16 protein-coding genes and 1 tRNA gene are annotated in these 13,772 nt (G+C 31.0%); 8 read left to right on the top strand and 9 right to left on the bottom strand.

The window, feature by feature from the left end:
* Positions 1-41: 41 nt before the first annotated feature.
* Positions 42-725, bottom strand: a complete 684-nt coding sequence (locus tag ABD690_RS03190; protein WP_344726972.1) for a hypothetical protein — start codon at positions 723-725, stop codon at positions 42-44.
* A gap of 75 nt (positions 726-800) precedes the next feature.
* Between ABD690_RS03190 and ABD690_RS03185 the strand changes: the two genes are divergently transcribed.
* Entirely contained in the window at positions 801-1,733 is a 933-nt protein-coding gene (locus tag ABD690_RS03185; RefSeq protein WP_344726970.1) for an SPFH domain-containing protein, read from the top strand.
* Positions 1,733-2,125, top strand: a complete 393-nt coding sequence (locus ABD690_RS03180; RefSeq protein ID WP_344726968.1) for a hypothetical protein — start codon at positions 1,733-1,735, stop codon at positions 2,123-2,125. Before ABD690_RS03185 ends, ABD690_RS03180 begins: the two co-directional genes overlap by 1 nt.
* A gap of 3 nt (positions 2,126-2,128) precedes the next feature.
* Here the strand turns inward: ABD690_RS03180 and ABD690_RS03175 are convergent, their stop codons facing one another.
* From ABD690_RS03175 to ABD690_RS03160, 4 genes are all read right to left on the bottom strand, one after another.
* On the bottom strand, positions 2,129-2,332 hold the full coding sequence (locus ABD690_RS03175) for a hypothetical protein (protein WP_344726966.1): 204 nt from the start codon (positions 2,330-2,332) through the stop codon (positions 2,129-2,131).
* Between the two features lie 78 nt (positions 2,333-2,410).
* On the bottom strand, positions 2,411-3,565 hold the full coding sequence (locus ABD690_RS03170) for a GNAT family N-acetyltransferase (protein WP_344726964.1): 1,155 nt from the start codon (positions 3,563-3,565) through the stop codon (positions 2,411-2,413).
* A 62-nt stretch (positions 3,566-3,627) separates the two neighbouring features.
* A complete protein-coding gene (locus tag ABD690_RS03165) occupies positions 3,628-4,110 on the bottom strand; it encodes a DUF1761 domain-containing protein (protein ID WP_344726962.1) in 483 nt (160 codons plus the stop codon).
* A 68-nt stretch (positions 4,111-4,178) separates the two neighbouring features.
* Positions 4,179-6,182 (bottom strand): glutamine--tRNA ligase/YqeY domain fusion protein, encoded by a 2,004-nt coding sequence (locus ABD690_RS03160; protein WP_344726960.1) that lies wholly within the window; start codon positions 6,180-6,182, stop codon positions 4,179-4,181.
* A 125-nt stretch (positions 6,183-6,307) separates the two neighbouring features.
* Here ABD690_RS03160 and ABD690_RS03155 point away from each other — a divergent pair, with 125 nt between their 5' ends.
* From ABD690_RS03155 to ABD690_RS03145, 3 genes are all read left to right on the top strand, one after another.
* The gene (locus tag ABD690_RS03155; RefSeq protein WP_344726958.1) at positions 6,308-6,517 is read left to right on the top strand and encodes a zinc ribbon domain-containing protein; all 210 of its coding nucleotides are present in this window, start codon (positions 6,308-6,310) and stop codon (positions 6,515-6,517) included.
* 66 nt (positions 6,518-6,583) lie between these two features.
* Positions 6,584-6,970, top strand: coding sequence for a dihydroneopterin aldolase (folB, locus tag ABD690_RS03150; protein WP_344726956.1), 387 nt, complete (start codon positions 6,584-6,586; stop codon positions 6,968-6,970).
* Between the two features lie 27 nt (positions 6,971-6,997).
* A tRNA-Cys gene (locus ABD690_RS03145) sits at positions 6,998-7,068 on the top strand.
* 45 nt (positions 7,069-7,113) lie between these two features.
* Here the strand turns inward: ABD690_RS03145 and ABD690_RS03140 are convergent.
* From ABD690_RS03140 to rnr, 4 genes are all read right to left on the bottom strand, one after another.
* Positions 7,114-7,794, bottom strand: coding sequence for a LysE family translocator (locus tag ABD690_RS03140; RefSeq protein WP_344726953.1), 681 nt, complete (start codon positions 7,792-7,794; stop codon positions 7,114-7,116).
* Between the two features lie 41 nt (positions 7,795-7,835).
* Positions 7,836-8,513: a head GIN domain-containing protein gene (locus ABD690_RS03135; RefSeq protein ID WP_344726950.1), complete on the bottom strand. Its 678-nt coding sequence runs from the start codon at positions 8,511-8,513 to the stop codon at positions 7,836-7,838.
* A gap of 68 nt (positions 8,514-8,581) precedes the next feature.
* Positions 8,582-8,881 carry a heavy metal-binding domain-containing protein gene (locus ABD690_RS03130; RefSeq protein ID WP_344726948.1) on the bottom strand — a complete coding sequence of 100 codons (300 nt, stop codon included), beginning with the start codon at positions 8,879-8,881 and terminating at the stop codon, positions 8,582-8,584.
* Position 8,882: 1 nt separating this feature from the next.
* Complete coding sequence (gene rnr, locus ABD690_RS03125; protein WP_344726946.1) at positions 8,883-11,072, bottom strand: ribonuclease R; 2,190 nt, start codon at positions 11,070-11,072, stop codon at positions 8,883-8,885.
* Positions 11,073-11,953: 881 nt separating this feature from the next.
* Here rnr and rpiB point away from each other — a divergent pair.
* The 3 genes from rpiB to ABD690_RS03110 are packed head-to-tail and all read left to right on the top strand — an operon-like array spanning position 11,954 to position 13,771.
* Positions 11,954-12,388 (top strand): ribose 5-phosphate isomerase B, encoded by a 435-nt coding sequence (gene rpiB / locus ABD690_RS03120; RefSeq protein WP_129759810.1) that lies wholly within the window; start codon positions 11,954-11,956, stop codon positions 12,386-12,388.
* A gap of 25 nt (positions 12,389-12,413) precedes the next feature.
* Positions 12,414-13,325, top strand: coding sequence for a cation diffusion facilitator family transporter (locus tag ABD690_RS03115; protein WP_344726943.1), 912 nt, complete (start codon positions 12,414-12,416; stop codon positions 13,323-13,325).
* The gene (locus tag ABD690_RS03110) at positions 13,325-13,771 is read left to right on the top strand and encodes a GNAT family N-acetyltransferase (RefSeq protein ID WP_343795268.1); all 447 of its coding nucleotides are present in this window, start codon (positions 13,325-13,327) and stop codon (positions 13,769-13,771) included. Before ABD690_RS03115 ends, ABD690_RS03110 begins: the two co-directional genes overlap by 1 nt.
* Position 13,772 lies beyond the last annotated feature (1 nt).

The raw sequence follows: 13,772 nt of genomic DNA, 5'->3' as shown, positions 1-13,772 counted from the left end.
TTAAAAAACGTGCTTTTTTATTCTTATAATATTTTCTATAATTAAAAAGAAACCATCGCTGTAAATACTAGCATAGATTGGTTTCCTTTAAACGAATTAGGGTTTCCTGTTCTATCAAGGTTTGCATCGTTTAGTTTATTAAAACTATTTAAAAAACCATAAATATATTGTGCTTTGAGTCTAAAATGGCTTATTCCGGCAGATATTCCAACAGCACCATCAACATTAAATTTAGATATTTCAGAAATATCTTTAGCCATTAAATTGGCGTATGAATTAATGATATAGTTTTCTTTATTATCATCTTTTAGTTCTAAATCGCCATTATATTGCAACATTGGTCCAACATCTAATGTCACATAAGGTCCAATTAATTTCACATGCATTAACAAAGCTATTTGAGCTGTAAAAAGTTTATAATCTAAAAATTCTTCAGAAAAAACAGTCGCGTTTTGCCTAGCAGCAATACCAATTTTATTTTCGGCTAACTGAATGCTATAACTCATATTATACCACTTATGAGGAATATCAACCGTAGCAGATGCACCAACCAACCAGCCTTGTTCGGCTTTTGTCGTAAAGTTTTTAGTAGAGAAATCAAATTGGGTAATACCACCATAAATACCTATACCATTTTGAATACGATATCGTTGGTGTTGTGAAAAACTTGTTGTAACAAAACCTATGGTTAATGCTACTAATAAAATAAGCCTATGTATTCTCATGCAATTTTTTATATGAATTGCAACAAATATAGCTTAAATTAGTGAACCTTATTTTTAATTTATAAAACAACTATTATGGGTCAATTTATTTTCGTTCCAATTATTTTCTTCGGATTAATCATCTTAATATCATCATTTTTTGTTGTAAAACAACAAACAGCGGTAATTATAGAACGTTTCGGAAAATTTCATAGTATAAGACAATCTGGTCTTCACTTAAAAATTCCTTTAATAGATAAAATTGCAGGTCGATTAAGCTTAAAAATTCAGCAATTAGATGTCATTGTTGAGACTAAAACATTAGACGATGTTTTTGTTAGGCTTAAAGTATCTGTACAATACCGTGTATTAAGTCAAAAAGTTTATGATGCCTTTTATAAGTTAGATTATCCGCACGAGCAAATTACAAGTTATGTATTTGATGTAGTACGTGCCGAAGTGCCAAAAATGAAATTAGACGACGTTTTTGTGAAAAAAGATGATATTGCTTTAGCTGTAAAAGCCGAACTTAATGACGCCATGCTAGAATACGGTTTCGATATCATTAAAACCTTGGTAACAGATATTGATCCTGATGCACAAGTAAAAGCTGCAATGAACCGTATTAACGCTGCCGAACGTGAAAAAACAGCCGCTCAATACGAAGGTGATGCTGCACGTATTTTAATTGTTGAAAAAGCAAAAGCTGAAGCTGAAAGTAAGCGTTTACAAGGTCAAGGTATTGCCGATCAAAGACGTGAGATTGCTCGTGGTTTAGAAGAATCAGTTGAAGTTCTAAATCGCGTTGGTATTAACTCACAAGAAGCCTCTGCATTAATAGTTGTAACACAACATTACGACACATTACAATCGTTAGGAGAAGAAACTAATAGTAACTTAATTTTATTACCAAACGCACCTCAAGCAGGAAGCAATATGCTTAATGAAATGGTGGCTAGCTTTACTGCAAGTAACCAAATTGGTGAAGCAATGAAAGAGGCTAAAAACAAGAAGAAAGAAGATAAATAGTGGTTTTAATTAAATATAAACGTAAGCGTTTAATTTTTAATTTATGCCTTGGTTTAGCTTGGTTAAGTCTTGGAATTGTTGGAATACTTTATGGTGAAGTAAAATGGAATGATTACTTCACCATCTTTTTAGGTCTTTTTTATCTCTTTATATATCTGTATGAACAGAAAAAACAATACATAACACTTACCAAAGATGCTATAAAAGAAAATGCATTGTTTGGAAAAAGTATTTTGATAAAAGACATTAATAAAATAATTACGCTTCCCGAAAGCATAAAAATTAAAACTAAAAACAATAAGGAACTAACTATTAATACACAGCTTATTGATATTAGTTCCAAAATTAAACTGGACTCTGAAATAGAAAGATTAAATCAATCTTTAAATTAGTATTTAGTGTTTTTCTTTATGATTTTTTACTAATTCTTTTAAGCTATTTAGATATGATTCTAGTTCTTTAGCATCTACTTTAGGAGATTCCATACTAGGAATAGTCATTGGGTTTTCATCCAAATGCTCATAGATTTCAGGATAATTGGTTTCAATTTCTCTTGTTAATGCTGTTATTTCTGAAAGTAACGTTTTAACTGTTTTCATATCATTAATATTTTCTTGTTTGACCTAAAAAGTATTACAGATAATTTACGAAAAAAATATGTGAGCCCATATTAATGTTTAGTTAAAAGGATGACGTTCTTCCCAATCTCTTGTTGGATTCATTAGGCTAAAAATCAAATTTAAAACAGCATTTAACAACACATTTGTATGCTTTAAGTATATGAACATGTTTTTAGGCTTTGCTCCTACTGAACTCTTTATTTCCATAGCTGTTCTAGCATAAACAGTCTGTTCAAATTTGTTGTTTATAGAAAATTCTGCCATATCGTACAGCATATTCAAATACAATTGATGGTTGTATTGATGTGCACTATCATACCCAAGAAAATAGGTTTCAAGCACCTTGTTATTCAGAATTAATGTATAAAAACCCACAATAGTATCATCAAGATAATACGCAAAGACTTTAAATTGGTCTTTAAGTTCTTTTTTAAGCGTATAGAAATGGTTTTTAGGAAGTATAAAGGTATTTATCCTTGCGTTATCAGAAACGTTCTTATAAAGCCTAAATAACAATTCAGAATGAGCTTCAATAGCATCAAGGTCTAATTCTTTCTTTTGAATAGCACTCGCCTTTTTACGAGCTGTTTTTAAACGTCTTCGGTATTTTTTATTTAAACTGGTTTGATAATCGTTAAAGGTATTCCAATTCTTATGCGTTGGCATAATCATATTGGGTTGAACCGAGACTTTTCTGAATGTATTCGTTTTAAACAATTCTGAATAAGAATGAATAGAATCATCTTCAAAATAGTCTTTAAAAATTATGGTCCTTATGGTTTTTCCTTTTGATGATTTTATGTCTTTTTTCAACTGATAAACAGCCTCAAAAACACAGAAAAGAAAATCACGTTCTGATATGGCTTCAGCATTAAAATACAAACCGTGTTGTCCTGTATGCATAAGGTTTCCAACAACCAAAACATTTCCTTTAAGCACTTTAGAAACATAATGTTTTACGCGTTCTTGAAAACAAGAATCTTTATGGTTTCTAAAAATATCTTCAACATACAATTGCACACGCTGAATGATAGCAATACCCACTAAATTTTCAGCATTAAAAACACCTACATAATACCATGACATATTATCTGGTGAGGCATTTTCAACAGCAGTTAAATAGGGCTTTTGGAGAAATACATCATGCGTGGTTAGTGCTTGCCACGAATCAGGTAAATCATTTTGAGAATTGTATATTTTAAAGTGTATCAATGTAAAAAGAAAAAGACTGAACGCTTATATCAGTCTTTTTATGTTATAATTCATTACAAAATTTATTGCCATCCGCAAACAATGCCTCCCATGATTGCCATAGTAACAATCCAATAGCCAGCATTAATAAAAATGTATTTGGCACCTTTTCTTTCAAAAAGTGCATTGGTTCCAAGAATTGGTAATGCGATAAAGATTCCTGCAATTGTGCCATGTAAAGCACCATGTTTAAAGGTTCTAAAAGCAGTACCATAATCTGCCATAAATGCTTCAAAAGATGGTTTTGCAAGACTAGGATCGCCACCAACCATACCTAAAGCACCAGTTTGATGAATGGTTAAAAACTGTAAAGCAAAGGCTAATAAGAACGCAAAAATAAATGCAAGGATAAAAATTTTAGCCATATTGGCGCCTTGCATTTTTTCTTCGGTCATGTCTGCAGCTTTCATCCAAGCTGTACCAAATACTTTTGGATTGTACCAAATTGCACCAATTATCAATGCAGAAACTGCAGCTGCTAAAAGTGATAAAAAATTGATTTCCATAATGTCATGTTTTAGTTAGTGTACTAAAGATAGTAATTATTGAAATACAATTTCTGTTTTATTATCTATTAAAGCGCTTTAGCTTCTTCTACCAACAATGCATTTTTATCTTCTAAAGCTTTTTCTATAAACTCATTAATAGCATCGTTTTTTTCTAAACCATTTGCTAATAATACTTTTAAAGTAAGCATAGCAGCAATGCGTGTTCCAACCTTTTTTACAGCAGTTCCAAATAAAGGCTCTAACTCGTCATAACTAACCTCATTGGCTAATTCAAGAATTTCAGCTTTTACTTTTGCTTGCTTATCTTCTGGGTAATTCGTGTACTTTTTTCCTAATTGCTGAATAACATTAATTGCTTTACGCTGTTGTTGCGGTTTAGGTTTGTTTTGTTGTTGCGGTTTTTCTTGTGGTTTTTGTTTTTCCCAAGTATCACGCAATCCAACTGTTTTATTAAATACTAAAGCATTAGATGTAGAATCGTTATCAACATTAAAATATCCTAAACGTTGAAATTGGAACCTATCTCCTACTTTGGCTTCTTTTAAACTAGGCTCAACAAATGCTTTGGTAATGTTTAACGAATTAGGATTTAAAAATTCCATAAAGTCTTTGTCTTGATGACTATCTGGAGCTTCATCCATAAACAAACGATCATATTCTCTAACTTCAGCTTCAACAGCATGCTTAATTGATACCCAATGTAGTGTTCCTTTTACTTTTTTAGACGTATCAGTATCGTAAGTACAATGTACTTCGGTAATGTGTCCGTTAGCATCTTTTACAACCTCATTTGCTTGAATGATGTAAGCGTTTTTTAAACGAACTTCACCACCAAGTTTTAACCTGAAAAACTTACTTCCTGCTTCTTCTTTAAAATCGGCTTTTTCAATATATATTTCTTTTGAAAAAGGAACTTCTCTAGAACCTGCTTGTTCGTCTTCAGGATTATTTTCAGCCTCTAACCATTCTACTTTATCGTCAGGATAATTTGTAATCACCACTTTTAATGGATCTAAAACTGCCATAACACGTGGTGCAGTTTTGTTTAAGTGATCACGAACACAAAATTCTAATAAAGACACATCAATAACATTTTCGCGTTTAGCAACACCAACACGTTCAATGAAATTTCGGATAGATTCTGGTGTATAACCACGACGTCTTAACCCAGAAATAGTAGGCATTCTAGGATCATCCCAACCGTTTACAATACCATCTTCAACCAACTTAAGTAGCTTACGCTTACTCATAATGGTATAACTTAAATTTAAACGTGCAAACTCACGCTGTTTAGGAAGCATTGGATAAGTGTTTTTTGAATACTCATACACTTGCTCCTTAAACCAGTCGTAAAGCTCTCTATGCGGCTTAAATTCAAGCGAACATAAACTATGCGAAATTTGCTCGATATAATCGCTTTCACCATGTGTCCAATCGTACATTGGGTAAATACACCAATCGTTTCCTGTTCTGTGATGTGCTTTTTTAAGAATACGATACATGATTGGGTCACGCATTAACATATTAGGATGTTGCATGTCTATTTTTGCACGTAAAATATGATCACCTTCGTTGAATTCGCCTGCTTTCATACGTTCAAACAATTCTAGGTTTTCTTTAACCGAACGATTGCGATAAGGACCATCAACTCCTGGTTGTGTTGGTGTTCCTTTTTGTTCTGCCATAGCTTCGCTAGATTGCGAATCGACATAAGCTTTACCTTGTTTTATTAATAAAACAGCCCAATCATATAATTGCTGAAAATAATCTGATGAGTATAATTCATTTTCCCATTGATACCCTAACCACGCTACATCTTTCTTAATAGCATCTACATATTCTTGCTCTTCTTTAGCTGGATTGGTATCATCAAAACGAAGATTTACAGGTGCGTTATACTTTTCACCCAAACCAAAACTAATACCTATGGCTTTAGTATGCCCAATGTGTAAATAACCGTTTGGTTCTGGTGGAAAACGAAAACGTAATTTAGAAGCTTCTAATCCGTTTGTTAAATCTTCTTCTATAATATGCTCAATAAAATTGAGTGATTTTGTTTCTTCTGACATAATCTATTTTACCTTCAAAATGAGAAGTACAAAATTAGATAAATTTATATGAATTTAATGTTGTAATAACTTATAAAATGTAACATATCAATTGTTTTTACTACCTATAAATAAAACCAAAAACCATGCAACATAGAAATTACGAATGCCCAAAATGTCACAACAGAACATATAAAGTAGGACAAATGCGTGCTACTGGAGGTACTTTATCAAAAATATTTGATATTCAAAATCAGAAATTTACAGCGGTAACATGTGAACGCTGTACGTATACAGAATTTTATAAAACCAAAACTAGCGCGATAAGCAACGTATTTGATTTCTTTACTAATTAACTTTATCGATACAAATTTCTTTCAGAAATTTACCCGAAGTGACTAAAGGTGTCTTATTTTTGTTTTATGGGAATTATAAAAGTTGAAAACATTAGGATTTATGCACACCATGGATGTCTTACAGAAGAAACAAAAATTGGTAGTGACTATAGAGTAGATTTAGAAGTTAAAGCTAATTTAAAAGAATCTGCTAAAACTGATGCTTTAAGTGATACTGTAGATTATGTGTTTTTAAACAGAATTGTAAGAGAGGAAATGGGACAACCATCTCACCTACTTGAAACTGTTGCTAAACGCATCATTAAGCGTATTTTAAAAGAAGATAAAAAAGTTAAAAAGGTTACTGTTTGTGTAAGTAAATTAAACCCTCCAATAGGTGGTGACGTAGAAATGGTAACGATAAAAATGACAGAAAAGAAGAAAAATCAAAAAGGATATGGTGTAAAACCGTAATTTTTTTTACATTTGCTGTCCCTTAAAGGCGTCGTGGCCGAGTGGCTAGGCAGAGGTCTGCAAAACCTTGTACAGCGGTTCGAATCCGCTCGACGCCTCAAAAAAAAACCTCCAAAGTATTTTTGGAGGTTTTTTTATATATTTTATTTAATAGGATTAATTTGCTCCAGTTTATCTTTAAGTAGTTCTTTTTCTTTTGGGAAAAAACCTTGTACCAAAAGTAAAATTCCGAAGCCCATAATAACGAGCGCTACAATTTTTTTAGTTTTAAAAATACGTTTTGGCGTAAGCTTATTTTTAAGGGTTTTAGCAACAGCCATTTTTATTAAATCAACTAAAAAATAGACGATTAAAATGGTAGCTAAAAAGATATAAAGTCCTTCATTGGTCTCTGTTAAGGAATTCCCTATTACAATAAAACCTAACCAACCTAATAAAACACCAATATTTATAAAGTTAAGTAGAAACCCTTTTAAAAATAGCTTTCCGAAGTTTTTCTTAATTTCAATTTTATGATATTCCCTTACAATTTCACGAAATGATTTTGAAGTTTTTATAAAAGAAATAAACCCATAAACTGCTAATAAAACACCGCCAAAAATTAAAAAATTTGGATCGTCTTTTATTTTATCAAGTAGTTTACTTGTACTGTAAAAAGCTACAACTATAAAGAAAATATCTGCTAGGATAACTCCTAAATCAAAAATAAGTGCGCTTTTAAAACCTTTGGTTGCACTAGTTTCTAATAAAACAAAAAAAACAGGACCAATGGTAAAAGAGAGAATGATACCAAAAGGTATTGCCGCTAAAATATCATCAAGCATATTAGGATTTGTGTTTCCACAAATTTAACAAAAGAAATTTACTATTCTTCTATGTAAGTAATATGACCTCCAAATACTTTGTTTTCATCTATGGTTTCTGGCTTACCATAAACAAAAATATTTCCGCCAGCACGTATTTTTGCTTCAAAAAGTTTTGTTGCTACTACATGAGCATCTCCTGCGGCTCTGATAATTATTTTAGTGTTTTCGGTTTGTAATTCTTTGTTTTTAACAACACCACCAGTAGATATAGCTATATCTTGATTTGTTGCTGTTCCAGAAGTTCTTACAATACCTCCTGTATTTGCATCTATATTAAGAAATCTTACTTCAGTGTTTACTTTTATTTCGCCACCTTCTTGAGCGTTTAAATCTAATTCAAATTGTTTTATAGTATCATTTGAAGCTACAAAAGCACCTTCGTTAACGTCTATAATATCAATGCTTGTGTAATAAACTTTTACAGTAGTTTCATCTCCTTTAAACACTTTATCTAATGTCATTCTAACTTTTAGTTTCCCGTTTCTGTTTATAAATACTACATCTTCGGCATAATTTCCTGAAACAACAACTTTATCAACATCTGATTTGATAAGCTCTACTTCTATTAAATCGTAAACTTTTAATTCTTTAAACTCTCCAACAGTTTTTTCTATTGGTGTTTGAGCCATTAAAATTGTTGTTAATAAACAGAAAAAAGCAGTTATTTTAATATTCATGGTGTATAATTTTATGTAAAAATAAAACAACGCTTTCATTTGAGAAAAAACTTAATATTTCATTAAGATTATTTCACATTTACTGCGGTTCCTGTTACTGAAACTATTATGGCTGTTGTGTTAGGAAATGTTTCTATGTCTAAATGTATTCCAACTACAGCATTTGCTTTTAAATTGATTGCATTTTGTTGTAATTTTTGAAAAACATCTTCTTTAACTTCGTTAATACTTTGCTCTAACGAGTTATAAAATTTATCCATACTGAAGGAGAATGATACTTTTTTACTATTTACGCCTACTCCAGTTACTAAACCTAAATAATCTATAATTTGATGTCCTTCAATGGTATTTGTGGTTGTTAAAATCATATTACTCGTGTTTTCCTATTAATGTAAAATCTAAATGTTTTTTAACCAAATCGGTTTCTTTTACTTTTACAATCACTTCATCACCTAATTGATACATGTTTTTGGTTTCGCGACCTACAATAGCGTATTGGCTTTCGTCAAACTCGTAATAATCGTCTTTTATATCACGAATACGAACCATACCTTCGCATTTGTTATCAATAATTTCTACATAAATTCCCCAATCTGTCACTCCAGAAATAACGCCTACAAATTCTTCGTCTTTATGATCTTGCATAAATTTAATTTGCATGTATTTGATACTATCTCGTTCAGCTTTTGTTGCTAAATATTCCATATTACTGGAATGTTTACATTTATCTTCATAAATAGCTTCATTAGCGCTTTTTCCGCCATCTAAATAATGTTGTAGTAAACGATGTGCCATAACATCAGGATAACGACGTATAGGCGATGTAAAATGACTGTAATAGTCAAATGCTAATCCGTAATGACCTATGTTGTGCGTGGTATACTCTGCTTTACTCATACTGCGTATCGCAAGCGTATCAACCAGGTTTTGTTCTTTTTTACCAGCAACGTCTTTTAATAAATTGTTTAATGAAGCTGTTGTACTTTTTCGGTCTTTAAAATTGAGTTTATAACCAAAACGTCCAACAATATTTTGTAAAGCTGCCAATTTACTATCGTCTGGTTCGTCGTGCACACGATATATAAAGGTTTTTTCTGGTTTTTGTTTTCCTATAAATTCGGCTACTTTTTTATTTGCTAACAGCATAAATTCTTCAATTAACTTGTTAGCATCTTTTGAAATTTTAAAGAACACACCAACCGGATTATTGGTTTCATCTAGGTTGAACTTCACTTCTACTTTATCAAAAGAAATGGCACCAGAACGCATACGTTTAGAACGCATTTTTTTAGCCAATTCATCAAGTTTTAATGTAGCATCGGCTATTTTTTGATCGGTTTTATAAGCTTTTCCTGTTAGAGATACTTCGGCAGGAATTTCGTTTGTTTTAGATTCTATAATGGCTTGCGCTTCTTCGTATGCAAAACGTGCATCACTATAAGTGACTGTTCTACCAAACCATTGATCTTTAACTTCAGCTTTGTCATTAATTTTAAAAACAGCTGAAAAGGTATATTTTTCTTCATGTGGTCGTAATGAACACGCGTTGTTAGATAGAATTTCAGGTAACATTGGTACCACGCGATCTACTAAATATACTGAAGTTGCACGCTCGTAAGCTTCGTCATCTAAAACTGTATCTGGTTTTACGTAATGTGATACATCGGCAATGTGAATACCAACTTCGTATAAACCATCATCTAATACTTGAAATGATAGGGCATCATCAAAATCTTTAGCATCTTTAGGATCGATAGTAAACGTCAACACATCTCGCATATCACGACGTTTAGCAATTTCTTCTTTCGTGATTGAAGTATCTATATTATTGGCATAATTTTCTACCTCATACGGGAATTCGTAAGGCAAACCATATTCAGCTAAAATGGCATGAATTTCGGTATTATGATCTCCTGGTTTTCCTAAAACTTTTATTACTTTTCCGTAAGGAGAATCGGCTTTTTCAGGCCAATCTTCAAGAGACACTAATACTTTGTCACCATCTTCAGCTTTAAAGGTTTTATTAATTGGTACAAAAATATCTTTGTACATTTTATTGCTATCTGGTACTACAAAAGCATAGTTGCTATGTAATTGAATGACACCAACATATTCGCTTTTTGCACGTTTTATAATTTCGGTAATTTCACCTTCAAACTTTCCGCGTTTACGACGTTTATAAACATAGAATTCTACTTCGTCTCCATCTAACGCTTTATTTATATTGTTTGAAGCAATGTAAACATCTTCATCAAAATCGTCACAAATAACGTAACCTGAACCTTTTGCATTTAAGTCTAGAATACCTGTGTGATATTCTGCAGTAACAATGGCTTTAAATTTACCACGATCTACTTCTTCTATTTCTTGTTTCGCTTTAAGTTGCTGAAGTTTTTTTATAATTTGATTTCTGCTACTGGCATCATTTACACCAAGTTTTGCAGCTATTTGTTTGTAGTTAAACGTTTTATTTTTCTCTTTTTTTAAAATACTTAAGATTGTATTAGTAAGGTTGGAAATCTTGTTATGTGAAGGTTTCCTTTTTTTCTTTCTTGCCATGTATTATGTAATCATTTTCATTTCCTAATTAAAGATAGGAATCTGTTATTTTATAACCTAATAAAAGTGAAGTACTGGTTATAAGTTTACTCGATAATCGAGATTTAAATCTTCCTAGGCTTGCTTCGACATTAAAACTCTTTTCTTATTCATGCCTTAAGTGCTTGCACCAAGTTATTTGATACAAAGCTACGATTTAAATATTAAATGAATTATCAGCCTAGATTAATTAATAGTTTTATAACACAATGAAATAATAAATAGAAGACTACTATTTGATAAAATGAACAGAAAGCAGTTATTCACATTTATATATATAATATCTTTTCTTTTTAAAAATTTAAAAAAAATATTAATGATTATTATTGTTTGTTAATAGCTGGAATAACTTTTTTAAATTTTATTTTGAAAACACGTAGTTTACATTCTATTGATATTTAGTTAACATTAGAAACGTATCTAATACATTCATTTTTAGAACTATTTTAAAAGCTATTAACAGCTGTTAATAACTCATGTTAATAACCAAATATTGATAATATTTTCAAATTTCTATGTTTATAAACGTAAAAAAGATGGCTTAAAAGTCAGCTAAAAAAAGCGAAGTTATTTTTTGGTTTATTGGTTTCAATTTTTGTTTGTAAATAAAATTGAGATTTAAAAATATTTCTTTCAGAAAGAAGTAAACATTTATTAACAAGTTATGAGCTACTATTTGATAAACTATTAACAATGCTAATTAATTGTTAACTATTACCTACATAACATAAGTGTTTATAAGGACATTTTGTACCTTTACTCAATAATTAAGATAGTAATGTTTTGAAGTTTATTTCAACATTATAATCTTATGTCTTTTACAACAACAACACAACAAAAACATGAAATTATCAATTGGTAACGACCACGCAGGTCCAGATTACAAAAAAGCTATTGTAAACCATTTAGAATCTAAAGGGTATTCTATTACAAACTATGGTACAGATACTGAAGATAGTGTAGATTATCCAGATTTTGTACATCCTGTAGCTAAAGATGTTAATAATAAAGAGGTAGATTTTGGTATTCTTATTTGTGGTAGCGCAAATGGTGTAGCTATGACAGCAAATAAATATCAAAATGTTAGAGCTGGCGTTTGCTGGACAAGCGAAATTACTGAACTCACACGATTACATAATAATGCTAATATTATCTGTATTCCTGCGCGTTTTACATCAATACCGCAAGCTATAAAAATGGTTGATGTATTTTTAAATACAGCTTTTGAAGGTGGTCGTCATCAAAACCGTATTGATAAGATTCCTTTATCTTGTTAATTACCAATTTTTAAGTTGGTAAACTATGAGTCATTCGCATGCACATAACCACGATCATAAAGATTTAAAAGGCCGAAAGCTTTTAATTACCATATTACTTAATACTGTAATTACAGTTGCTCAAGTAATAGGTGGTTTGGTTTCTGGTAGTTTATCGTTGTTAAGTGATGCGCTGCATAATTTTAGTGATGTACTGTCTTTAATTGTAAGTTATATAGCTTCAAAATTATCAAAGCAAAAAGCATCAATAAATAGAACTTTTGGTTATAAACGTGCCGAAATTTTAGCGGCTTTTGTAAATGCTGCAACCTTAATAATTGTTGCAGTAATACTTATAAAAGAAGCTATTGAGCGTTTTCAAGATCCGCAAAATATAGAATCAAACCTTGTTATTTGGTTGTCTCTTATTGCAATAGCTGGTAATGGTTATAGTGTGTTACTGCTAAAAAAAGATTCTGATAATAATATTAATATAAAATCGGCTTACTTACATTTATTAACAGATATGTTAGCAAGTGTTGCAGTATTGATAGGTGGCTTATTAATGAAGTATTTTCAGTTGTTTTGGGTAGATAGTTTGCTTACCTTTTTAATAGCAGTGTATTTAATTTTTGTTGGTTATCATTTATTAAAAACATCTACTAAAATGCTGATGCTTTTTACACCAGAACATATAGATATAAAAGCTGTGGTTCGTGTTGTTAATAAGCTTCCAAAAGTGAATAAACTACACCATGTGCATATATGGAATTTAAGTGATGACGAATTGCATTTAGAAGCGCATTTAGATTTAAAGGAAGATATTTCAACATCAGAATTTAATGACTTATTGTTAGAAATAGAAAGCCTATTACATGACGAGTTTAATATAAATCATGTAACCATACAACCAGAGTTTAATAAAGAAGATCCTAAAGAAGTTATCGTACAAGACTAATGCTAGATATTACAACCAAAACATTTCAAGAATTAACTACTCAAGAATTATATGATATACTACAATTACGAAGTGAAGTTTTTGTTGTAGAACAAGATTGTGTATACCAAGATATTGATGGAAAAGACCAAAAAGCACTTCATGTTTTAGGTTATAAAAACAATGTTGTAGTAGCTTACACACGTATTTTTAAACCAGGAGATTATTTTGAAAAAGCCAGTATTGGTAGAGTTGTAGTTGCTAAAAAAGAACGCCAGCATAAATATGGTTATGATATTATGGAGGCTTCTATACAAGCTATAAAAGAACACTACAACGAAACCGACATAAAAATATCAGCTCAATGTTACTTAAATAAGTTTTATAATAATTTAGGGTTTAAAGCAATAGGAGAAGACTATCTTGAAGATGGCATTCCGCATATAGCAATGGTTTACAAAGTGTAAA

Source organism: Corallibacter vietnamensis (genome assembly GCF_039537875.1).
GTDB classification, from domain to species: domain Bacteria; phylum Bacteroidota; class Bacteroidia; order Flavobacteriales; family Flavobacteriaceae; genus Corallibacter; species Corallibacter vietnamensis.
The sequence above is the reverse complement of the archived record's forward strand: the minus strand, read 5'-3'. Positions and strand labels throughout refer to the sequence as shown.